The following is a 23,405-nucleotide window of genomic DNA, read 5'->3' on the forward strand; positions in this document are numbered from 1 at the left end:
AGGATTAATCCTCTTTGAAGTTTTGATACTCTTTTTTAATATATTTTAATTCTTTTTTCATATTATAAATTACTGTGTCTATGGCACCTGCTAATGTAAATAGCCACTCTTTATGTTTCATAATCCAATCTACTATTTGAGCTTGTTTTTCTTCTTTTGTATAAACTTTTTTTACTTGGATTTTTGCTAAATCAAGTTCATAATTCACAATAAATGACTGAGTTATATCTAAAAATAGTTTTTGAAATTTTTTATTGTTAAAAATATTTTTTAATTTATCAATTTCATCAGATAATTTATAAAGTTTTTTAAAGTTTATTTTTTCTAATTGATTAGTTTTATTTAGATATACTAAATTATCCCAAGTTTTAGCTACTTTTACATAAAGTTTTTCGATTTTTTCTTGATTCTTTTTACCAAAAATGATGGCATCTTCAATTTTTTTAATTACTTTAGTAAAATTTTTATCAATATTTGATTTTGGTGGTAATTTTAATTTAATTTCTTTTTTAGTTTGTTTTAAATCTTTAGTTATTTCTCTAAAAGGAATTTCTTTTGCCCCTTCAATTCTTGCTCCACCTTCTGTGCAATTAAATGTGAGCATTTTATCTTTTGCATCATAAATTGCTTTTTCAAAATTGTTTTTAAACCAAGTCCATACTTTATTTGTTCTTACAATACCATCTCCACCATATTTTGTAACATACAAGTCATTTTCTGTTTGTTTTACTTCATCAACGCCTAAGACATGTCCTTTTGCATGAGATACTCCATCACCATAAGCTAGGTCTTGACCTATTAAAATTGTTATAGGATAATTCATTATATAAGCTAATTCATAAGCCATATTTGCCGAACTCATTCCTACACCTACATATCCAAATTCTGGCATATTAAAATATCTATTAAATGGGAAAGGTCTCATAGTTATAACTTTTTTACCTTTAATCTCTTTTACTGTTTTTTTATGAGTGAGTGAAGCTATTACAAAAATAATATCTTTCATAAATTCATTACTTGTATTTTTGAAAAATTTTGATGTTAATTCTACTCTTTCTAATACTGTTACAATATCTGGTTTTATATTATGTTTTTCTAAAATAGGTAAAGAAGCATCTACTGAAATAATTGTTACTTTATCTTGAATTTCTTTTAAAATAGGTAATTGTTTTGTAAGAGATGGGCCGGTTGCTACAATAACAGCAATATCTGAATTTTTTTTGTTTATTAAATGTTTAAATTTGTAATTTTTTATCATTTCTGGAATATTGTGTAAATGGTGGTTGATTCCAATTAAAGAATCTGTTGCATCATTTCCGTGACTAATAATAATCTGTTTTATAGCTCTTATATTTAAATCATTTATTTTAAATATTTCTTCAGTATATTTAGCATAATAAGGTGTTAATATGTTTAAATCATATAATTTTAGATAAAACCTAAAATTCCAGTTTTCTAAAATATTTAAAGCTTGGGGGAAAAAATAATCTTCGCTCAAAAATAAAACAATTTTTCCTTTTTCAATCTCTTCAGATAAATCTAATATATTTAATGTAATATATATTATTTCTATATCTGGTTCGTAAACAATTACCCTTTCAAGAAGTTTATTAGTTAATATCATTTTGTAAAAAATACCATTTCCTAATCCAAAAAAATATAATATAGGATATTTTCCAAATTTCTCAATCTCTTTTATTTTTTTTTCAGTATCTTTTAAAGGGTTGTCATAAATTGGTTTAAATGTTTTTTTATTTATATAATTTATTTGAGCAGGATCATTTTCTCCTTGATAAATTTCATAATTTAGATTATTTGGATTTATTTGTAAAAGTTTATTTGCTAAATTTGGTTTATTCTTTTTTAGTACATTTATATTTTTCTCAAAAGTTGTCATTACTTACCTTTTTTATTTTTATATCGTCATAATTTGATATAATTTTACCTTAATAAATATTAAATATTACCGATGTATGTAGTTAGGCAAGTATAATTTATAGAAGGTATTTTATGGAAATTAACACAAAAGAAGAATTAAATAATTTAGTTATAAAATTGATTGAAGATAAAAATATAAAAATTAGTGATAAAAAAGAATTCTTTAATCTTATAAAAGATAAAATTAAAGAACTGTTTTTAAAAGAAGGAGATATTCCTCCTAGTTTTTATATCAAACTTTATAATATTTTTTATGATGAAAGTTTAGAGATTAGTAATGATGAATTTTTTGAGCAAAATATAAAAGTTTTAAATGATTATTATGATTCTTCTTCAGATGTAGAAAAATATTTATTGAATAATGTGTTGTTTATATTACAATTTTTTGAAGTAGGCACAGATGCTGCCAGCGAATATATCAAAAGAGGTTTAGTCTTACATACTCATAAACTGATGGATAATCAAGAAGGTAAATATTTCATAAATTTTTTTCAAGATAAAAATATAAAGATTAGTGATGAAATAATAATAAATAGTATAAGAGAATTTATTCAGATAGATAAATTTTTTAATTTAGATAAAATTTCTAAGAGAGCTATATTTGCAAATTCATTAACTATATTATGGAATATTCCAGTTATGTATAATAATAAAATATGGCTTACTATTTTTGATGATTTAGTAAAATTATTAGATGAATGTATCAAACAAAATATGATAGAAGAACAAATGTATATTCATTTTTTTACTTATCATATTTATGGAAATAATATTCAGACAATTAAAGAATGGGAAGTTTTCAATCAAAGAGTAGAAAAACCTGCAAGCAAATTTTATAAAAAATGGGGAGAAGCTCAAAAACTAAAACCTTGTAAAAATGAAATTTCAAATAGTAAGAAAAAAATAGGATTTTTATTTGATAGGATGGTGTTAAATTCTCCTTTTATGGTGGAATATTCTTTATTTAAAGCATTATTAGATAATGAAGAATTTAATAAAGAGTATGAAATTTTCGTTTATTCTATGAATTATCTTGATAAAGATATGGAAAATCAAAATATTATTAATTCATTAAAATCTTTAGGGATTAAGTTTTATTCACCAGTTGATTATTTTATAAAAGATGGACTTTATTATTCACATTTAACAAAAGCTTTGGTTTTAAGAGATAAAATTATAAAAGATGAAATTGATTATTTAGTAAGTGGATTTGGATATGATATTCCAAATTTTATTTTTTCTAATCGCTCAGCACCAAAACAACTATTTTGGTCTCATGGAAACTGCACAAGTGAAGTTGAAAATATTGACATTAGAATTTCTCATTTCGAGCAAGAGTGTAAAAATCATAAATGGAAAGTTTTTAATGTTCCTATGGCAGAAGAGTTTTTAGTAGGTTCTAATGAAGATAAAATAAGAGGAGAGCTTCTAAAAAAATCATTGATTGAAGGCTTTGGAGAAGATACTGTAATATTAGGAACGATTGGAAGACTTGTAAAACTAGAATCCGAAGAGTATATTAAAACTTTGTCAGAAATTATGGAACAAAATCCAAATACAATATATTTAGCTTGTGGAGATGGTCATAAAAAAAATGTAGAAAAACTAATGCTTAAATATAATATTGATTTAAAAAGAGTAGTTTTTACAGGACAAGTCAATTCTCATATGTATGGATGGGTTATTGATGTGTGGCCTGATAGTTTTCCTTTAGAACAGGGACAAAGTAAAAATGAATTTATGGCTAAAGAAGGTTGTGTTATTTTTTATAATGATTCTTCTAATTTAAGTAAAGGTGTTTACGATTATTTTTATAATTATTTTACATCTAAACTAGATTTTATTCCATTAGGTACATATCCGAAAGAATATATCCAGAAAGTAAATAGTGTGATAAAAAACCATAAATTAAGAAAAGATGTTGGAAATATACAATATGAATCAAGAATTAATAAAAAAGTTAATTTGGACAAAATATTTAATATATTAAAATGAAAAGTATAATTTTAACTCCAAAAGAAGTAGAAGAATTATGTATTTGGCCTGCAAATCCAAAGAGATATACGGATTATGCAGAAATGTCTTATTCTCAAGGTTATTGGCTTAAAAAATTGTTTTATTATCCACATATTTTTGATTTATATATAACTTTACAACATGGTATATATCGGGATAATGAATTATATTATCCTTTATATAATCCTGATGTAAATGATGTTTTACAGGATACTGATTATTTTTTTAGTTTTAATAAAAGAAATAATAAATATAAACATAATATAGTTGTTGGTAGTCCTTTTATATTATTTAAAGAAAGATTTAATATTAAACAAGATAAAAATGCTAGTGGTACATTGATCTTTCCATCTCATTCGATATCAAAAGATGATGAAGATGATATATGGTCAAAAAGTAAAATTGAGAAATATATAAACGAACTAAAAAAATTACCTAAAAGATTTCATCCTATTGTACTATGCTTTTATTTTAGGGATGTTCATAAAGGATATCATAAAATATTTTATGAAAATGGATTTAATATAACAACTGTTGGACATGGTTCAAGATATGATTTTATTCCAAGATTTTATAATATTTTAAAAAAATTTAAATATGTATCCTCAAATCGAATGGGTTCTTATGTATTTTATGCATTGGATTTAGGAATTCCTTTTTTTTTATATGGAGGAAAAGGTGTTGTTCTTATAAAAAATGATTTAGACAAAATGTTTTTAAACTTAAATGAGTCTATTACATTAGAACAAAAAGATTTACTTAAAAGGTATTTTGGTGTACTTTCTGATAGAGAAAACAAATTTTTAGTTACGGCTATTTTGTATAAAGAATGGTTTAAACATCAATACAAGTTTATAAAAAGAAAATTTTCTAAATTTTTTTTAGAATATATTTTTCGGTCAAAAAAATATTTATATTTAGGTGATATCGAAGGACATAAAAAAAGATATATTGAATATTTATATCAAAAAAAAGGTGATATACTAATAATAAATTCTAAAGAACAGTTTAAAAATTTAAAAAAATTTGAAAATAGGTTAAATTTAATATATGTAAATATAAATTTAAATAATAATGAAGAAGATGAATTGTTTTTGAAGGAATTATTTGAATTTTTATTTAAAAATACGAGTAAAAATGGTGTTATTGTTATGAACTATAATAAAGCTATTATAAAAAAGGTATTGGTATATTATTTTGAAAATCACTATAAAATGTCATTAGTCTTTGAACATTTAATAGTAATAAAAAAGGTTAATTAATGTTAGTTTCAGTAATTATGGATAATTATAATTATAGATCTTTTATAAAAGAAGCTATTGAAAGTGTATTAAATCAAACATATACTAATTTTGAATTAATTATAGTAGATGATGGAAGTAGTGATAACTCAAAAAAAATTATTGAAGAGTATGCAAAAAAAGACAATAGAATTAAACCAATTTTTAAACAAAATGGTGGCCAAGCAAGTGCGTTAAATGTAGGTTTTAATAATAGTAAAGGAGAAGTTTTAACTTTTATAGATAGTGATGATGTTTTTAAAAAAAATAAATTGAGTGAAATAATAAATGCTTATAGAAATGGTTATGAATATATAATCAATGATTATGAAGTAATAGGAAATAAAAAATTTTATAAAAATTATTTTCCTTATGGTGGGTATAATCTTTTTTTAGTGTATTATGTAACATATTTTACTGGTAGTTCGACTTCTAATATATCATTATCAAGAGATTTAGCAAATAAAATTTTTCCTATAAAATATGAAAAATTTTTTAAAATAAGAGCTGATGATTATATTGTATTTAGTGCAGGTATGTTGTCTAATATATATTTTATCAATAAAAAACTAAGTAAATATAGGATTCATGGTGAAAATTTATTTGCTTGCAATAAAGATAAATACACATATGATTATAAGTATTATAGAGAAATTATATTATATAAAATAAAAAAAGAGTTAATTAATAAGCTTGATATTGATAAAAGATTTTTTGAGAATCCTTATAATCTATTTTTAGAATTTACTACGAAAACTTATATTGATAAATTTATATTAAAAAAATATTTAGAAGTTTTATTTTTTGAGATGAAATCTCCTATAATGAAAAAAATAGAAATTACGAAAAAAATTTTAACTTTTTATTTAAATAATAAAACAGTTTTAAAATAACAAGATATTGAAATTTATATTAGATTTATTCATTTACAAGGTTTATTACTTATATCTATAAATAGATAGTTATTTTGATATAATTAAACTATTGTTTTGCAATATCATAATGAAATATTAAAGTTTAAAATGACACTTTAAATTCAGTATGGAATTTTATAAAAAATATTAAAGAAATAGATTATGCAGTATTTGGAGGCCAACTAGATGAGAAAACCTTATTTTATATCTGAAGTTTCAAGTAACCATTCACAAGATATTGAAAGAGCAAAGGAGTTTATAAAAGTTTCAAAAGAAATAGGATGTGATGCCGTTAAATTTCAACTATTTAAAATTGATAAATTATTTGCACCTGAAATATTAGCAAAAAGTGAAGAGCATAGAAAAAGAAAAAATTGGGAATTACCAATTTTATTTTTTGAAGAATTAAGTAATTATGCTCATAAAATAGGTATAGATTTTACATGTACTCCTTTTTATCTTGAAGCGGTAAAAGAGTTAGAATCTTATGTAGATTTTTACAAAATAGCTTCATATGAATTATTATGGGATGATTTAATTATAGAATGTGCTAAAACTTGCAAAGATTTGGTACTTTCTACTGGGATGGCTAATTTATGTGAGATTGAACATGCAGTTGAAGTTTTTAAAAACAATAGCAATTCGAAATTAACTCTTTTGCATGCAGTATCAGGATATCCAACACCAATAAATGAAGCAAATGTATCTGCAATTCATACTTTAAGAGAAGCTTTTAAATGTGATGTTGGTTTATCTGATCATTCTGTATCTTCAGCAGTATTATATAGAGCTATACATAAATATGATGCAACAATAGTAGAGTTTCATTTAGATTTAGATGGAAAAGGTGAAGAGTATGCATCAGGGCATTGTTGGTTGCCAGATCAGATACAAAATACTATCGAATTAATAAATGATGGTTTTTTAGCAGATGGAAATGGCATAAAAAAACCAGAACCAAGTGAATTTGCTGATCGTGATTGGAGAAGGGATCCAAGTGATGGACTAAGACCACTTAAAAAAATTAGAGAGAATTTTTAATGAATAGAGTAGCAATTATACAAGCAAGAATGGGATCAACTAGATTACCTGGAAAAGTTTTATTAAAAATTATGGATAAACCAATGTTATGGTATCTTGTAGAAAGAGTAAAAAGAGCTAAAAATGTAGATAATGTTGTTGTTGCAACATCTGATAAACATCAAGATAAAGAGATAGTAGAATTTTGCAAAAAGTATAACATTAACTATTTTCAAGGTAGTGAGAATGATGTACTTGATAGATTTTATAGTGCTGCAAAAAAGTATAATGCAGATATAATATATCGTATAACAGGAGATTGCCCGTTAGTAGACCCTATTTTGATAAATCAACTATATGATTTGTATCAAAAAGGAAATTTTGATCATGTGGGAATTGCAGCAGGTGCAGGAGCTATAAAAGAAGAAAAAAGATTTCCAAATGGATTAGATGCAGAATGCTTTAGTTTTAAAGTATTAGAACGAGCATATAATAATGCTACTAAATTATCAGATAGAGAACATGTAACACCATATATTTGGAGAAATAGGGATATTTTTAAAATAGGATCTTTAAAAAGTGATAAAGATTATTCATATATAAGATTGACAGTAGATAATAAAGAAGATTTTGTGATTATAAAAAAAATATATGAAACATTATATCTATTAAAAAATGATTTTACTATTGGAGATGTATTGAACTTTTTTAAACAAAATCAAGAATTATTTAAACAAAATTCACATTTTATTGGAAAAGAAGGCTATGAAGAACTATGGGAAAATTAAATACATTATTTACTCAAAAAATGCTAAAAAGAAGTTACCTTTCTTGGAATCAGTTTAAACCATCTTTTGCTCACACTTCTGAGATAGTTCAAGAATATCTTAAAAATATGAAAGAAGTTATTGATGAATTATCTTTGATAAAAGATAATAAAGAGGAAACATTAAAACAATTAGTATCTCATTTAGCAAGAAGAGGATTTTATAGGTTAACATCATGAAAAAAATTTTAATTAAAGTTGATGCTTCAAAACAAATAGGTCTTGGACATTTAACAAGATGTTTAGCATTGGCTAATGATTTTAGAAATGAGGGGTATAAAGTTTATTTTGTGATAAATGAAAATAGGATAGTCATAGATAAAGTTAAAAAACAAAAATTTGAATTTTTATATAATTCTCAATTCTCAATTCTCAATGTTCAATTTGATATATTTATTGGTGATGTTAGAGATGGATTATCAAAAGAAACTATTAAAAAATTAAAAGAAAAAGGAATTTTAACAGTAGCTATAGATTCACCAAATGAATATGCAAAAGAGTGTGATTTATGTTTTTATCCTCCACATGCAAAAATAGACAAAAAAAAATATAAAGGTAAACTTTATCAAGGTTTTGAATATGTTATTTTAAGAAAAGAGTTTTATAAAAAATATGAAAAAGTTAAAAATGAAATTCCAAATATTTTAGTAATGATGGGTGGAACAGATGTACATAATTTAACTTTATCAGCAGTAAAGCAGTTACTGTTATTAAAACAAAAGTTTAATATATCTGTTATTATAAAAAAAAATCATCAGGATTATAATATTCTTAAAAATATAAATCCTAAAGTTAAAGTTTATTCAGATATAAAAAATATGGCAAAGTTTTTAACAAAAATTGATTTTGGAATTATTTCTTTTGGTATAAGTGCTTATGAATTACTTGCTATGCAAATACCAGCTATTCATATATGTTTAGATGAAGATCATTGGAGTGCTAGTGAATATTTTGAAAAAAATAAATATGCTAAAAAATATAAAAAGGAAAATATCAAAGAGATAACATATTTAGATTTATATAAACAAATAAAGTTTTCATTGCAAAATAATAAAATTATTGATGTTATATTAAATCATAATAAATATTTTATTAGTATTGGAGCAGGAAATGCACAAGTTCCTCTAATAAAGAAGATAAAAAAATTTGGTTATAAAGTTATTTCAACAGATTTAGATGATAATGCAAAAGGAAAAGAGATTAGCAATATATTTTTCAACATTAGTACTTATAATGCCAATGAGACTATAAAAAAGTTAAAAAATAAGAAAATAAATATAGTTGGTATTCTTACCAGAGCTACTGGGGAACCAACTGTCACTGTTGCGAAAACAGCAAATATATTTAAATTAAGAGCATTAGATATAGAAAATACTACTATATTTTCTAATAAATCATTGCTAATGAAAAAACTCAATAGTTTAAATATTCCTTCACCTAAGACTATTACAGTAAAAAATGATAATATTGATCATATAAAAATAAATTTTCCAGTTTTTGTAAAGCCTGCTAAAACAGTTGTATCACATATTGCTATGAATCTATGCAGTAATAAAAGTGAATTAAAAAAAGCTCTAAATATAGCTAAAAAAGTATCTGAAACTAAAGAGGTAAATATAGAAGAATATTTAAGGGGAAGAGATATAGTTTCAATTGACTTTGTATATGATAAAGAGATAATACATATTGCAACTATAGGAGAAATTTCATCAGGTAAACCTCATTTTGATGGTATAGGATGGTATGTAGTCTCAAATAATTATGAAAAATTAGCTAAACAGACATTTAAAATAATGAAAGAAAAATTGAATATACAAAATGGTTTTTTACAAACTGCTATGAAAATAGATATAAATAGAAAAATAGCTAAAATATATGAAGTTCATACTGAAATAGGAGGAGATAAAGTTAATGACATTTTTATACCATATCTGTATGATTATAATATATTTGAAGAAAATATAAGTTTTGCAGTTAATAAAAAGCCTAAAACACTACATACTAAACCAAAAATTGCCATTATGATATTTGAAAAAAAAGCAAAACAATATAAAATAAATTTAAATAACTATGAATTATATAAAAATGTATATATGAAGCAATTTGATAATTTTATAAGTTTAGATATAGAATTAAACAGATTACAAAAGAATGGTATATGTATAGATAATCAACAAGGACAACAAGTATGAAAAAAGTATTATTTTTAGGACTTAATTTTAATCAAGTGTCTTATATAAATGAAATAAAACAAATGGGATTTTACATAATTGGAACTGATTTAAATGAAAAAGCTCCAGGAGTTAAACTTGTAAATAAATTTTATAAATATGGATATAATGATTATGATGCATTAATTGAAATTGGAAAAAAAGAAAATTTTACTTCCAAAGACAAAGTATTTACAGCATCATTACAATTTGCACACTTAGGTGCTGCTTATTTTGCAAAAAAATTTAATATAAACTATCCAAGCTTTAATGATATAAAAATTTGTTTAGATAAGTCATTATTTTATACTTATTTTGAAAAAAATTATATTAATATACCAAAAACATGGTATATTAAAACAAAAAAAGAATTAGATAGTATTTTAAAAACTCAATTATATAATAGTAATTTTTATCTAAAATCTGATAATAGTAAAAATCCAAATTATATTTATAAATTTATGAAAAAAAATTATCATAATATAGATATTAATTGGAAAACAGATAGATATTTCCAAAAATATTATATTTTACAAGAAGAGTTTTTTGGAGAACATATTAGATTAAATATATTTGGTGATAAATTTACGATATATTCTTTTGATGTAAATAAGATAAATGATGATAATGATTATCAAATAAATTTAGTTAAAAATTCAAAAGTGTTAAATAAACTAAAAAATTTAATAGAAAAACTAAATATGCAAAATTGGTTAATTAAATTTGATGTAATAATTAATAAAAACTTTGAATATGTAGCTCTGGATATAGGTATGGATCCCCCTTATAGAATGTTAAAAGATTATCAACAGCATAATTTAAATTTTAAAAAAAGTTATTGTCAATTGTATTTAAATGAGAAAAATATATTTGAAAAATATGATGGAACAATTAGATGATAGATTTGTTTTTTATTAAAACATTAAATATTGATTATTTAAATAGAACATTAAGGTCTTTTTATGAAACAGTAGATATTGTTGATATAAAATATTTTAATATACATATAATTAATGAACTTGATACAAGAGAGGAAACTTTAAATCATGTACTTACAAAAAGAGATTCTAATAATGACTTATTGATAATTGCAGATGATATAATTTTAATAAAAAATTGGTATAAACATTTAAAAGAGAATTTAAATAAAGGTGATATTATAGGCTTTTCTATGATTAATCCTAAAAAAAATAAACTCCATAATAGTGGATTTGATTTTATTAAGGTTAATGGAAAATTAACATATAGGCCATATATGTATAATGAAAATATAGATATTAAATTAAAATCTTATAGGAAATGTGATACTATTGTTGGATGTGCTATGTATATCAAAAAGCGAGTATTGGGTACAATAAAACATTTTCCAGTAGATGGTTATAATCGATGGGGAGAATTGCTTTTTTGTGCTATTGCAAAGAAATATTCTTTTAAGGTGATAGTTTTAGGGCATAAATTATATCATTATAGTATATCAAGCAAACAAAAAAAGGATAAACAATTAAGTTCTATAAGTTGGTTAATAGAAAAAAAATTATGGGATAAAGTAGTAAATAAATACTTAAGTAACATAGATAATGTTCCTATTTATAATAATACTATTTCAGATTCTTTAAGACAATTATTACAACAATATAATAAAATATTAATATATGGCTGTGGTACTGTTGCAAATATAATTTTAAAAAATATAAATTTAGAAAATATTGATGTAGCAAGTGGTTTAAGTGAAGAAATCAGATTGGTTTTTAATAATAAAACTATATTAGATATAAAAAAAGTCGATTTTAAATCATATGATAAAATTATTATCAGCGCAATAGGTTATGAAGAAGAAATAAAAAAGCAATATTTTTCAAAATGTGAAAATATTATTTTTTTGTCAAGAGAAGAAAAAGATAATATAATAGAAATAGGAGTAAATTAATGTATGCAACGGCAATTATAGCTAAAATTATAAAGAAAAAAAGTGGGAGATTGTATGTTTATCCAGGTGGAACAATTGCACCTCTTCTTCATGAGTGTAAAAGAGTTAATATAGATTTAATTGTAGCTAAAAATGAACAAGGTGCAGGGTATATGGCATTAGCTGAAGCATTATTATTGAGTAAACCGTCTTTTGTAACGGTTACAAGTGGACCAGGAGCTACAAATGTTATTACAGTTATAGCAGATGCATATTATGATAGTATTCCTTTGATTGTTTTAACGGGACAAGTTGGAACTTCTGATCTCAATAGAAGTAATAAAATAAGACAAAGAGGATTTCAAGAGGTTCCTATTATAAATATGGTAAAAGATATTACAAAAAAAACTTTTCAACCTAAAAATATTGAAGAATTATCAGATGTTATTCATCAAGCTTATATTATTTCCAATTCAAATAGAAAAGGACCAGTTCTTATTGATTTACCAATGGATATTCAACTTCAAAAGATTGATGATAATAAATTAAATAGTTTATTTGATTTGTCTAAACTTGATGTTAACAATTATAAATATAATATAGATAATGATTTGATAGATAAAAGTATAGATATCATTAATAATTCAAAAAAGCCTGTAATCTTAGTTGGTGGTGGTGCACAAGAAAACTGGAAAGAAGTGAGAAGTTTTGTAAAAAGCATTGATATTCCTGTAATCTCCAGTTTAAGAGGACTAGGAGTAATAGATGATATGACTTTATCTGGTTGGATTGGACATACAGGAACACCTTGGGCAAATAAAATATTATATGAAGCTGATACTGTTATTGTGTTTGGAAGTAGATTAGATATTAGACAAACTGGTTCAGAAACTCATGTATTAGATAAAAAAAATATTATTCATCTTGATATAGATATGAATGAATTACAAAAATGTAGAATAAAAAATACTTTAAAGATCAATTTGCCTATTATTGAATATATAAATTTAATTTCATCAAAAATAAAAAAATTACCACTTGAAAATTGGAAAAGAATGATAAAGCAGATAAAGAATAATAATACTTTAAATGATATTGGTAATGAAAACGGTATCAATCCACAAGAAATTTTGGAATTGATTGATAAAATTACTAATAATAAGAAGACATATATTACAACGGGAGTTGGTTCTCATCAACATTGGGTAGCAAGATACATTAAATTTAATAATGAAAGGAAAAGATTATTTACTTCTGCGGGTCATGGAACAATGGGATTTGGATTACCTGTATCCATAGGATTAAAAAATTTAGAAAGAGATGCGCAAGTTATATGCATAGATGGTGATGGATCATTTCAAATGAATATTCAAGAATTGGCTTTAATTAATGAATTGAAGTTAAATCTAAAAATTTTGGTTTTAGATAATAGGAGATTAGGAATTGTATCACAATTTCAAAATATAACATTTAAAGATGATCCAACCACTGGAGATTTTAAAAATCCTGATTTTTTAAAAATTGCTAATGCTTATGGTATAGATGCTTATTATATGGATGAGTTGGATGAAAATATTATATCAAAGTGGATTTTTTCTAATAAGGCTTCGTTATTGCAAGTAAAGATTAAACATGATGCGGTAGTGTCACCTATGTTACTTGGTGGACAAAAATTAAATGAGATGTGGTATTATGAAAAGTAAATTAGTATTTGTTACTGGTGCAAGTAGAGGGATAGGAAAGACTATTGCTGATTGTTTTTATGAGCAAAATTATAATGTTGTTTATGGATATAACAACACTATCCCTAAAGAAATGAATGATAAATTTTGTGTTAAAATTGATATATCAAATAGAAAATTGGTTAAAGAGGCAATTAGTAAAATCGAACATTATTTTGGACAAACAATAGATATTGTTGTAAATAATGCAGCTATTGCACAAGAAAAGCCATTTTTAGAAATTAAGGATGAGGATTGGTTTAATATGTTAAATATTAATCTTCAAGGTGCTTTTAGAATTACTCAAGAAGTATTACCTGATATGATAAAGAAACGATGGGGTAGGATTATAAATATTACATCTATTGGAGGGCAATGGGGAGGTTTTAATCAAGTGCATTACGCTGCTTCAAAAGCTGCTTTGATTAATTTAACTCAATCTATAGCTAAGATATATTCAAAATATAATATAACTTCAAATGCAATAGCAATAGGCTTAGTTGAGACTGATATGAGTAAAATGGAACTTCAAACTGAAGCTGGTAAAGAAAAAGTTAAAAATATTCCAATAGGTCGTGTTGGAACAAAAGAAGAGATAGCAAAAATTGCTTTGTTTTTAGCCTCAAATGATGCTTCTTATATAACAGGGCAAACTATTAATACAAATGGAGGTATGTATTTTGGATAAAACTTTATTAATACTTGGAGCTGGAATTGACCAAATTCCTGGAATATTAAAATCCAAGGAAATGGGGATTTATACTATTGTTTTAGATGGTAATCCAAATGCTGAAGGTAAAAAATATTCGGATGAATTTTATATGGTTAGTATAAAGCATTTTGAGCAAATTGAAGATTTTATAAAAAATAAATTATCAAAAAAAGTTGATGGAGTTATAGCTTTTGGAGTTGATATTGCTTCAATAATAGCAAAAACAGCTGATATTTTAGGTGTAAATTATATTATTCCATATAATAGTGCAAAATTAAGTGAGGATAAATTTTTAGCTAAAGAATTTATGAAAAAATACAATATAGCAATTCCTGATTATAAAATGGTAAAAAATGTTGTAGAAATTAAAGAATTTATTGCTAATTATGGTTTGCCTGTAGTAATCAAACCTGTAGATAATTCAGCAGCTCGTGGTATAAGTTATGTAGATAAGATGAATAATCTTGAACAGTATTATAATTATGCACTTGAATTTAGCAAACAAAAAAAAGTTCAAGTTGAAAATTATTTAAATGGTCCACAAATCAGTACTGAATCTTTTGTAATAGATGGTGAAATTTATAATATTGGATTTGCAGATAGGAATTATATAGATATGGATAAATTTTTACCAAATATTATAGAAAATGGTGGAGATTTGCCATCAATTTTTATGAAAGAGAAATATAAAATTGAATTGACGAATTATCTTAAAGTAATTTCAAAAAGATTAAATATAAAAAATGGTATAATAAAGGGTGATATTGTTATACATAATAATAAGGTTTATATTATAGAGTTTGCACTAAGACTTTCTGGTGGTAATTTTTCAACCGTAGAAATACCGAAAAATACAGGAATTGATTTTATAAAAATTGCTATAAAACTTCATATGAATATGAAAATTAATAGAGAAGAATTAATTCAAACTAAAAATAATTATGTTAGTTTAAGATATAAATTTGTTGAAGATGGTAAAAGGGGGATAGTCAAAAAAATTAATTTCCCCCAAAAGGATAATAATATGATATTATCAAATTTTCATGTTAAAGTAGGGGATAAGGTGAGTAGTAAAACAACTGATCATGCTAAAAGATTAGGTTTTGCTATTGCTAAAGGGAATAACAGAGAAGATGCAATTTTTAATGCACAAAATTATTTAGATAATGTGGAGATAGTTTTTGAATAGTAAAATATTTTACAAAATATATCATGGAAATTTAGCTTTTTCATCTATAGAAGAGGAGGATTTACCAAAGGTTATTGATGAAACTTATTTTCCTTTATTAAATCTTGTTGAAAAAGAAAATTTAAAAATTGGTTTAGAACTGAATGCTTATAGCTTAGAAAAAATTCAAGAATTAAAACCACATTGGATAGAAAAATTTAAAAATCTTTATAAAAAAGGTTTAATTGAATTAATTGGTAGTGGATATATGCAAATTATTGGTCCAATAGTTCCTTATAAGATAAATATTAAAAATCAAAAAATAGGATTAGAAGTATATAAAAAGATATTAGATATAACGCCTACAATTGCATATATAAATGAACAGGTTTTTTCAAAATCTATGATAGATATGTATAGTGAAGTTGGATATAAAGCTATTGTAATGGAATGGAATAATGCTTATTCAATCCATCCAAGAGGATTTTGGAAAAAAGAGTATGCTTTTAGGCCTGTAATTGCTAAAGGATTAAATAGTAGTTTGCCTATTTTATGGACAGATACTATTTTATTTCAACAGTTTCAAAAAGTTGTACATCAGGAGTATTGTATTGATGAATATATAGATACTTTAAAAAGGTATATAGATTTAGGATATAAAGCTTTGCCAATATATAGTTCTGATTTAGAAATTTTTAATTTTCGTCCAAGAAGGTTTGAAGCTGAGGTAAGAATAAAAATAGATGAATGGGAAATGATTGTTAAAATTATTAAAAAATTAAAAAATTTTGGTAAATTTTATTTACCTTCAGAGGTTATAAATAATATTTTGGATGAAAACATAGAATTAGACTTAACGACATTTGCAAATCCAATAATTGTAAAAAAACAATCTAAATATTCATTAAGCCGTTGGGTAGCCTGTGGTAGAGGAGCAAATTATATTAATACATTGTGTTATAATTATTATATAAAAAAAGGGATAGATAAAAAATTATTGCAATATTGGGGAAGTGATTATAGAACACATACAACTTTAAAAAAATGGGAAAAAGCTATAAAATTTTTGGAAAGCAAATTAGTAAAAGAAAATAAAAATTATCAAATATTAAATAATGATGTAAAATTAATTGAAAAAAATAAAAAATTAATATTTGAAAAAAATGGATATAAAATAATTTTTGATAAACAAAAAGGGCTTACACTAGATAAAATTTATAAAAAAAATAAAAAATTACAATTTGGAACAGTAAAACACGGTGAATTGGATTATATTACTCATGGTGCAGATTTTTACACAGGGACTACTACTATAGAATCAGCAGATATGCAAAAACTTGCAGATTTACCACAAGTAGAAAAATATAGCTTTAATAAAATTTATAAAAATAAATACAAATTATCTACAATAATAAAAATGAAAGATATAGCTATTGAATATAAAAGTTGGATAATAGATTTAAATGCATGTAAACTTATTTTAGATATAAAACTTAAGTTGAATCATTTTATAAATGGAAGTATAAGGTTAGGAACATTAACATTACTGCCACAAGATAAAAAAAGTAACTTTTGGTACGAATGTAAAAATGGTGGTAAAGAGTATGAGAAATTTTATATAAATGATAAAATTAAAATAGAACATTCACAAGCAAGATCATTAATCCAAAGTAGTAGTGGTGGAATAGGTGTTACGGATGGTATATTAAGATTTGGAATAAATGAAAACATAATTTGTGAACTTAAAATAGATAGAGAAGTTTCATATCCTTTTGTAATGCTTCAAAATAGTTATGATCATGATAAATATCTAACAAGAGTATTTTTTGGAGTTCAAGAGTTAGATAATACTTTGAAAGTGAGTAAGAATAAAGTGTTTAGATTGAGGTATGGTGTAAAAATATGATATATAATATTTTTGAAAGTTTTTAAAGGACTTAAATGAATTTTAAATTTGATGTAATAATAAATAAAGAAAAGGAATACAAATGAGAGTAGAAGAAGCAAAACAAATTTATTTATATAAAAATAGGCAAAATGAAAAACAAATATTAACAAAAGAAAAAGCTATTACAAAAAGAGGTGTTGTATGGCTTGGACAAACTTGTAATTTAGATTGTTATTTTTGTTATTTTAGAGATAAAATTGATAACAAAGAACATCCAGAACACCAATTTATGAGTTTAGAAAAAGCAAAAAAAATAATGCATACATTAAGATATGTTTATGTAAATAATGCAGTTGATATTCAAGGTGGAGAGCCTACAATCTATCCTGATATTTGTGAACTTATAAGTTATTGCAAAGAGATAGGATTAGAACCTACTTTGATTACAAATGCTATTGTTTTAGCAGATATTGATATGGCTAAAAAATTTAAAGATGCTGGAGTTAAAGATTTTTTAGTTAGTATTCACGCTATTGGAGAGACTTATGATAGAATAGTTGGATTGAAAAATGGTAGTGTTAAACAGATGAAAGCTATTTATAATCTTCAAAAATTAGAAATTCCTTTTAGACTTAATTGCACTATGACAAAAGAAGCAGGAAATCAATTGGTAGATATAGCTCAATTGGCAATAGAAACAGGAAGTAGTGTTGTTAATTTTATTGCTTTTAATCCTTTTGCGGATCAGCAAGGGAAAAGAAATTTAATAGATGTACCTAAATATAGTGATTTAAAAGAAAATTTACAAAAAGCAATTGATTTATTAGAAGAAAATGATATTGAAGTTAATGTAAGATATTTTCCTATTTGTATGTTGAATGAAAAGTATAGAAAAAATATTTATAATTTTCAACAACTTTCATATGATCATCACGAATGGGATTTTAATTCCTGGACATGGACAACAAGATTTAATCAAAAATCAAATTCAGATGAGTTAGACAAGCCAATCCCTATTTTACTTTATAATTTAAATAAATATAATGGTGTAGATTTTAGTGAGTGGAGTAAGTATGAAACAAAAAAACATTATTACAGAGATGTAAGTGATTATGAAATATTTGAATTAATGTTAAAGCTATTTAGTGCCGATGTACCAAAAGAACTTTTATATAAAAATAATGCAAAATTAAGAGCAGAGAAACATACAAATTATAAAAAATGTGAAACTTGCCAAAATTGTGATATAAAAGATATATGTGATGGATTTCATGGAGATTATGCAGAAGTCTTTGGAATGGATGAAGCAAAAGCTATTAAAATAGGAAAAGAGATAACTGATTCTAAATTCTATATTAAAGAACAATTAAAGGTTATAAATTGAAAAAAATATTAATTGCAGGTGGTGCTGGATTTATAGGTAGTCATTTATGTAAAAAATTATTGAATGATGGAAATGAAGTAATTTGTGTAGATAATTTACTTACAGGACAAACAAAAAATATTATTTCTCATAAAAATTATAAATTTATTAATCATGATATAACAAAACCATTAGATATAAAAGTTGATGAAATATATAATTTAGCTTGCCCTGCTTCTCCTAAACAATATTTTAAATATCCTATTTATACAACAAAAATTTCAGTTTTAGGAACTCTTAATCTTTTAGAATTAGCAGAAAAATATAATTCCAAAATACTCCAAGCTTCCACAAGTGAAGTTTATGGAGATCCTTTAATTCATCCTCAAATAGAGGAGTATTTTGGAAATGTAAATACAATTGGTATTAGGTCGTGTTATGATGAGGGAAAAAGATGTGCTGAAACTTTTTGTAGTGATTTTAAAAGAGAGAAAAATATTGATATAAAAATAGTTAGAATCTTTAATACTTATGGCCCAAATATGAGAGTTGATGATGGTAGAGTAATAAGTAATTTTATAATTCAAGCTTTGAAAAATGAAGATATTACAATCTATGGAGATGGAAAACAAACAAGAAGTTTATGTTATGTTGATGATTTGGTAAATGGGTTAATTAAAATGATGAATTCTGAGTGTTTTGGTCCTATCAATTTAGGAAATCCTGAGGAATATTCAATATTGGAAGTTGCTAATAAAATTATTAAATTAATTGATTCTAAAAGTCAATTAAAATTTTTAGATGCAATTGAAGATGATCCAAAAGTTAGAAAACCAGATATTAAAAAAGCTAAAAATTTATTAAATTGGTCTCCTACGATATCTTTTGATGAAGGTTTAAAAAAAACCATTAAATATTTTAAAACTGAAATATGAATATTTTATTTGATTTAGATATGGGAAAATGGACTCTTTTTTTATACCTATTATTAAAAAATTACAAAATATAGATATAAATGTAGTAATAACATCAAGAAGTGGAAAGGGTTATACAGAGCTTAATGATATTTTAGATTTATATGAAATGGATTATATTTCTATTGGTGAATTTGGTGGGGATAATTTAGAAAGTAAATTAAAAGCAAGTATTGATAGGCAAATAAAATTAATTGAAATAATTAAAAAATATAGAATAAAAAAAGTTGTGAGTGGAAGTGTGGTCGATGTTAGTAGAGTTGGCTTTGGACTTGGACTCGAAGTTATAAATTTTTATGATATGCCTATTAAAGGGCATGTTAACAATTTAAAATTAGCTCTTCCACAAATTAAACTTTCGATTCCATTATCTACAAAAGTATTTAAACCTTTTGTTGTACCTGATGAAGTTTATTTAAGATTAGGTTTAGAAAAAGAGCAAATTATTGAATATAATTTTATAGACCCATTTATTTGGCTTAAAGATTTTAAATATGATGAGAATTATGTAAATAATTTTTATCAAAAATATAATATTATTAGAAATAAATTCTCTATTGTAATAAGAGAAGAAGAATACAAGTCAAGTTATGTAGATAAAAAGTATCCTTTTTTATATGAAGCTATACCAGAAATTTATAAAAAGTTTAATGTAAATATTATTATTATTCCAAGATATGAAAGTAAGTATTTAAAAAAAGAGTTTCCTTTTGCTTATGTTATAGATGAAAAAATAAAACTTCAACATTTATTAAAAGATGTTGATCTATTTATTGGTGGTGGAGGGACAATAAATACAGAAAGCTGTTTTTTAGGAACTCAAACAATTTCAACTAGAAGCTTTATAAGTCATTATGATAAATGGCAAATAGATAATAATTTAATGTTTTGGACAAATAATAAAGAAGAATTAATGAATTTGATAAAAAAAGCTATTGAATTTAAATTAAAACCAAATATAAAAATTTTAGAAACTTTAGATGTAAATGTAGATTTATTAGTAAATTATATAATGCAGTAGAGCATTTTAGAAATTGTGTAAAATATGTTAAAATATCGATAATAAGTGAAAAATAATGAAGAATAAAGAAATTTAAAAAATCATAAAGGTGTAAATAGCTATGTTTAACAATAAATCAATATTAATAACAGGTGGGACAGGAAGTTTTGGTAAAAAATATACAGAAATTTTACTAAAAAATTATAATCCTAAAAAGATAATAATTTATAGTCGAGATGAACTTAAACAATATGAAATGGCTCAAAAATTCAATCAAAAATGTATGAGATATTTCATCGGAGATGTGAGAGATAAAGATAGACTAATTAAAGCAATGAATGGGGTGGATTATGTGATTCACGCAGCAGCTATAAAGCAAGTCCCTATTGCAGAATATAATCCTATGGAATGTATAAAAACGAACATAAATGGGGCAAGTAATGTAATTGACGTGGCACTTGAATGTGGAGTGAAAAAGGTTATTGCTCTTTCTACTGACAAAGCATCTGCTCCAATTAATCTGTATGGTGCAACAAAATTAGCAAGTGATAAACTTTTTGTAGCGGCAAATAATATAGCAGGAGATAAAGAGACACGATTTTCAGTAGTTAGATATGGAAATGTAATAGGAAGTAGAGGAAGTGTAGTTCCATTTTTTGCAAAACTTATTAAAGAAGGTTCAGCTACTTTGCCAATTACAGACTTTAAAATGACACGATTTTTAATCACACTTTCTGAGGGTGTGAATTTTGTGCTTAAAAACTTTGAAAGAATGCAAGGTGGAGAAATTTTCATCCCTAAAATTCCATCTATGAAAATGATAAATTTAGCTTTGGCTCTTTGTCCTGAATGTAAACTTGAAGAAATAGGAATTCGCCCAGGTGAAAAACTGCACGAAGTGATGATAACGAGTGATGATAGAGTGATAGAATTTAAAGACCATTTCGTAATCAAGCCAACTATTCAATTTAGTAAAATTTCTGATTTTACAACTAATGCTATTCAGGAAAAAGGGAAACAATTAGACATTGGATTTGAATATAATTCATCAAATAATAGTGAATGGCTTACAAAAGAGCAGTTTTTAAAGTTGGCTAAGGAATTTTTATGATTCCTTATGGAAAACAAACAATTGATGAAGAAGATATAAATGCTGTAGTTGAAACTCTTAAAAGTGATTATTTAACAACTGGACCAAAGGTAAAAGAATTTGAAAAAGAGTTAGCTCAAAAATTAAATTTTAAATTTGTAGTAGTTGTAAGTAGTGGAACAGCTGCTCTTCATTTAGCATCGATTTGTTTACTAAATCAAGGTGATAAAGTTATTACCACTCCCAATTCTTTTTTATCTACAAGTAATTCTATTTTGTATCAAAAAGCGAAACCAGTTTTTGTGGATATTTCTGAAAATGGATTAATTGATTTAGATTTGGTAGAACAAAAATTACAAAAAGAAAATATTCAAGCATTATATTTAGTTTCTTTTTCAGGTCATCCTATTGATGATAAAAAGGTCAAATATTTAAAAGAAAAATATGGAGTAAAAGTTTTATATGATAATGCTCATTTTATAGGGAAAGATAAAGAAGTTTGTGATATTGCGACTTACTCTTTTCATCCAGTAAAACATATTACCACATTTGAAGGTGGTGCAATAGCTACCAACAGTGAAAAAATTTATAAAAAATTATTAATGCTTAGAAATCACGGAATGTATAAAGATAATTCAATGTATCCGTGGGAATATAAAATGGTAGAGCTTGGATATAATTATAGATTAACTGATGTAGCTTGTGCCATGGGACTTAGTCAGCTTAAAAAACTTGATTATTTTCAAAATAGAAGACATGAAATAGTAAAATATTATCACAAAAATTTACCTAAATTTATTACTCCACTTTACGATTATAATGAAAATTCATCTTATCATTTATTTGTAGTTCGATATTCTTTTAAAGATTTTGAGCAAAAGGCTAAATTTTTTAATGAAATGAGAAAAAAGGGAATAGCTTTACAATATCATTATATTCCTATCAATTCACAACCTTTTTATCAAAAGAAAGGATATAAATTTAGTAAAAAAGAGTTTCCTAAAATGAATAAATATTATTTAGAAGCTTTTAGTTTACCTATTTATCCAAGTTTAATTCAAAAAGAGCAAAACTATGTAATTGAAAGTTTGGTAGAAGTTTTGAATTCAATTTGAAACTTCCTTGACATAGATTTTAAAAAGTAGTATAATTGCATTCCACAAACATTGGGGTATCGCCAAGTGGTAAGGCACATGGTTTTGATCCATGCATCCGGAGGTTCGAATCCTTCTACCCCAGCCACTTATTCTGTCGCGGGATAGAGCAGTCAGGTAGCTCGTCGGGCTCATAACCCGAAGGTCGGAGGTTCAAATCCTTCTCCCGCAACCAATCAATTTACACTACAAAATAAAAATCCATAAAAACTTGATATAATTTTA

At 24.4% G+C, this 23,405-nt stretch carries 19 protein-coding genes and 2 tRNA genes; 20 read left to right on the top strand and 1 reads right to left on the bottom strand.

What is annotated here, in order from left to right; translation table 11 throughout:
• Positions 1–4: 4 nt before the first annotated feature.
• Complete coding sequence (locus ACZ5OA_RS00730) at positions 5–1,897, bottom strand: motility associated factor glycosyltransferase family protein (protein ID WP_464907620.1); 1,893 nt, start codon at positions 1,895–1,897, stop codon at positions 5–7.
• 113 nt (positions 1,898–2,010) lie between these two features.
• Here ACZ5OA_RS00730 and ACZ5OA_RS00735 point away from each other — a divergent pair, with 113 nt between their 5' ends.
• The 20 genes from ACZ5OA_RS00735 (at position 2,011) to ACZ5OA_RS00830 (ending at position 23,355) form a co-directional block, all read left to right on the top strand.
• Positions 2,011–3,933: a hypothetical protein gene (locus ACZ5OA_RS00735; protein ID WP_464907621.1), complete on the top strand. Its 1,923-nt coding sequence runs from the start codon at positions 2,011–2,013 to the stop codon at positions 3,931–3,933.
• The gene (locus ACZ5OA_RS00740) at positions 3,930–5,216 is read left to right on the top strand and encodes a hypothetical protein (protein ID WP_464907622.1); all 1,287 of its coding nucleotides are present in this window, start codon (positions 3,930–3,932) and stop codon (positions 5,214–5,216) included. Before ACZ5OA_RS00735 ends, ACZ5OA_RS00740 begins: the two co-directional genes overlap by 4 nt.
• Positions 5,216–6,127, top strand: coding sequence for a glycosyltransferase family 2 protein (locus ACZ5OA_RS00745; RefSeq protein ID WP_464907623.1), 912 nt, complete (start codon positions 5,216–5,218; stop codon positions 6,125–6,127). The genes ACZ5OA_RS00740 and ACZ5OA_RS00745 overlap by 1 nt, the downstream gene beginning before the upstream one ends.
• 207 nt (positions 6,128–6,334) lie before the next feature.
• Positions 6,335–7,189 carry an N-acetylneuraminate synthase family protein gene (locus ACZ5OA_RS00750; protein WP_464907624.1) on the top strand — a complete coding sequence of 285 codons (855 nt, stop codon included), beginning with the start codon at positions 6,335–6,337 and terminating at the stop codon, positions 7,187–7,189.
• A complete protein-coding gene (locus ACZ5OA_RS00755; RefSeq protein WP_464907625.1) occupies positions 7,189–7,956 on the top strand; it encodes a cytidylyltransferase domain-containing protein in 768 nt (255 codons plus the stop codon). The genes ACZ5OA_RS00750 and ACZ5OA_RS00755 overlap by 1 nt, the downstream gene beginning before the upstream one ends.
• Entirely contained in the window at positions 7,944–8,174 is a 231-nt protein-coding gene (locus ACZ5OA_RS00760; protein WP_464907626.1) for a hypothetical protein, read from the top strand. The genes ACZ5OA_RS00755 and ACZ5OA_RS00760 overlap by 13 nt, the downstream gene beginning before the upstream one ends.
• Positions 8,171–10,186 carry a hypothetical protein gene (locus ACZ5OA_RS00765; protein ID WP_464907627.1) on the top strand — a complete coding sequence of 672 codons (2,016 nt, stop codon included), beginning with the start codon at positions 8,171–8,173 and terminating at the stop codon, positions 10,184–10,186. The genes ACZ5OA_RS00760 and ACZ5OA_RS00765 overlap by 4 nt, the downstream gene beginning before the upstream one ends.
• Positions 10,183–11,103: a hypothetical protein gene (locus ACZ5OA_RS00770; protein ID WP_464907628.1), complete on the top strand. Its 921-nt coding sequence runs from the start codon at positions 10,183–10,185 to the stop codon at positions 11,101–11,103. The genes ACZ5OA_RS00765 and ACZ5OA_RS00770 overlap by 4 nt, the downstream gene beginning before the upstream one ends.
• Complete coding sequence (locus ACZ5OA_RS00775; protein WP_464907629.1) at positions 11,100–12,131, top strand: hypothetical protein; 1,032 nt, start codon at positions 11,100–11,102, stop codon at positions 12,129–12,131. Before ACZ5OA_RS00770 ends, ACZ5OA_RS00775 begins: the two co-directional genes overlap by 4 nt.
• A complete protein-coding gene (locus ACZ5OA_RS00780; RefSeq protein WP_464907630.1) occupies positions 12,131–13,813 on the top strand; it encodes a thiamine pyrophosphate-binding protein in 1,683 nt (560 codons plus the stop codon). Before ACZ5OA_RS00775 ends, ACZ5OA_RS00780 begins: the two co-directional genes overlap by 1 nt.
• A complete protein-coding gene (locus ACZ5OA_RS00785; RefSeq protein WP_464907631.1) occupies positions 13,803–14,519 on the top strand; it encodes a 3-oxoacyl-ACP reductase family protein in 717 nt (238 codons plus the stop codon). The genes ACZ5OA_RS00780 and ACZ5OA_RS00785 overlap by 11 nt, the downstream gene beginning before the upstream one ends.
• Positions 14,512–15,732, top strand: a complete 1,221-nt coding sequence (locus tag ACZ5OA_RS00790; RefSeq protein ID WP_464907632.1) for an ATP-binding protein — start codon at positions 14,512–14,514, stop codon at positions 15,730–15,732. Before ACZ5OA_RS00785 ends, ACZ5OA_RS00790 begins: the two co-directional genes overlap by 8 nt.
• Positions 15,725–17,617: a hypothetical protein gene (locus tag ACZ5OA_RS00795; protein WP_464907633.1), complete on the top strand. Its 1,893-nt coding sequence runs from the start codon at positions 15,725–15,727 to the stop codon at positions 17,615–17,617. Before ACZ5OA_RS00790 ends, ACZ5OA_RS00795 begins: the two co-directional genes overlap by 8 nt.
• Before the next feature lie 82 nt (positions 17,618–17,699).
• The gene (locus ACZ5OA_RS00800; RefSeq protein WP_464907634.1) at positions 17,700–18,983 is read left to right on the top strand and encodes a radical SAM protein; all 1,284 of its coding nucleotides are present in this window, start codon (positions 17,700–17,702) and stop codon (positions 18,981–18,983) included.
• Positions 18,980–19,897, top strand: coding sequence for a UDP-glucuronic acid decarboxylase family protein (locus ACZ5OA_RS00805; RefSeq protein ID WP_464907635.1), 918 nt, complete (start codon positions 18,980–18,982; stop codon positions 19,895–19,897). Before ACZ5OA_RS00800 ends, ACZ5OA_RS00805 begins: the two co-directional genes overlap by 4 nt.
• Before the next feature lie 28 nt (positions 19,898–19,925).
• Positions 19,926–20,957: a DUF354 domain-containing protein gene (locus tag ACZ5OA_RS00810; RefSeq protein ID WP_464907636.1), complete on the top strand. Its 1,032-nt coding sequence runs from the start codon at positions 19,926–19,928 to the stop codon at positions 20,955–20,957.
• Between the two features lie 100 nt (positions 20,958–21,057).
• Positions 21,058–22,047: a UDP-N-acetylglucosamine 4,6-dehydratase (inverting) gene (gene pseB, locus ACZ5OA_RS00815; protein ID WP_464907637.1), complete on the top strand. Its 990-nt coding sequence runs from the start codon at positions 21,058–21,060 to the stop codon at positions 22,045–22,047.
• Positions 22,044–23,141 carry an aminotransferase class I/II-fold pyridoxal phosphate-dependent enzyme gene (locus ACZ5OA_RS00820; protein WP_464907638.1) on the top strand — a complete coding sequence of 366 codons (1,098 nt, stop codon included), beginning with the start codon at positions 22,044–22,046 and terminating at the stop codon, positions 23,139–23,141. Before pseB ends, ACZ5OA_RS00820 begins: the two co-directional genes overlap by 4 nt.
• Positions 23,142–23,193: 52 nt before the next feature.
• Positions 23,194–23,268 (top strand) — tRNA-Gln (locus ACZ5OA_RS00825).
• A gap of 10 nt (positions 23,269–23,278) precedes the next feature.
• Positions 23,279–23,355 (top strand) — tRNA-Met (locus tag ACZ5OA_RS00830).
• Positions 23,356–23,405: the final 50 nt, after the last annotated feature.

The sequence above is a fragment of the Thioreductor micantisoli genome, assembly GCF_055392745.1.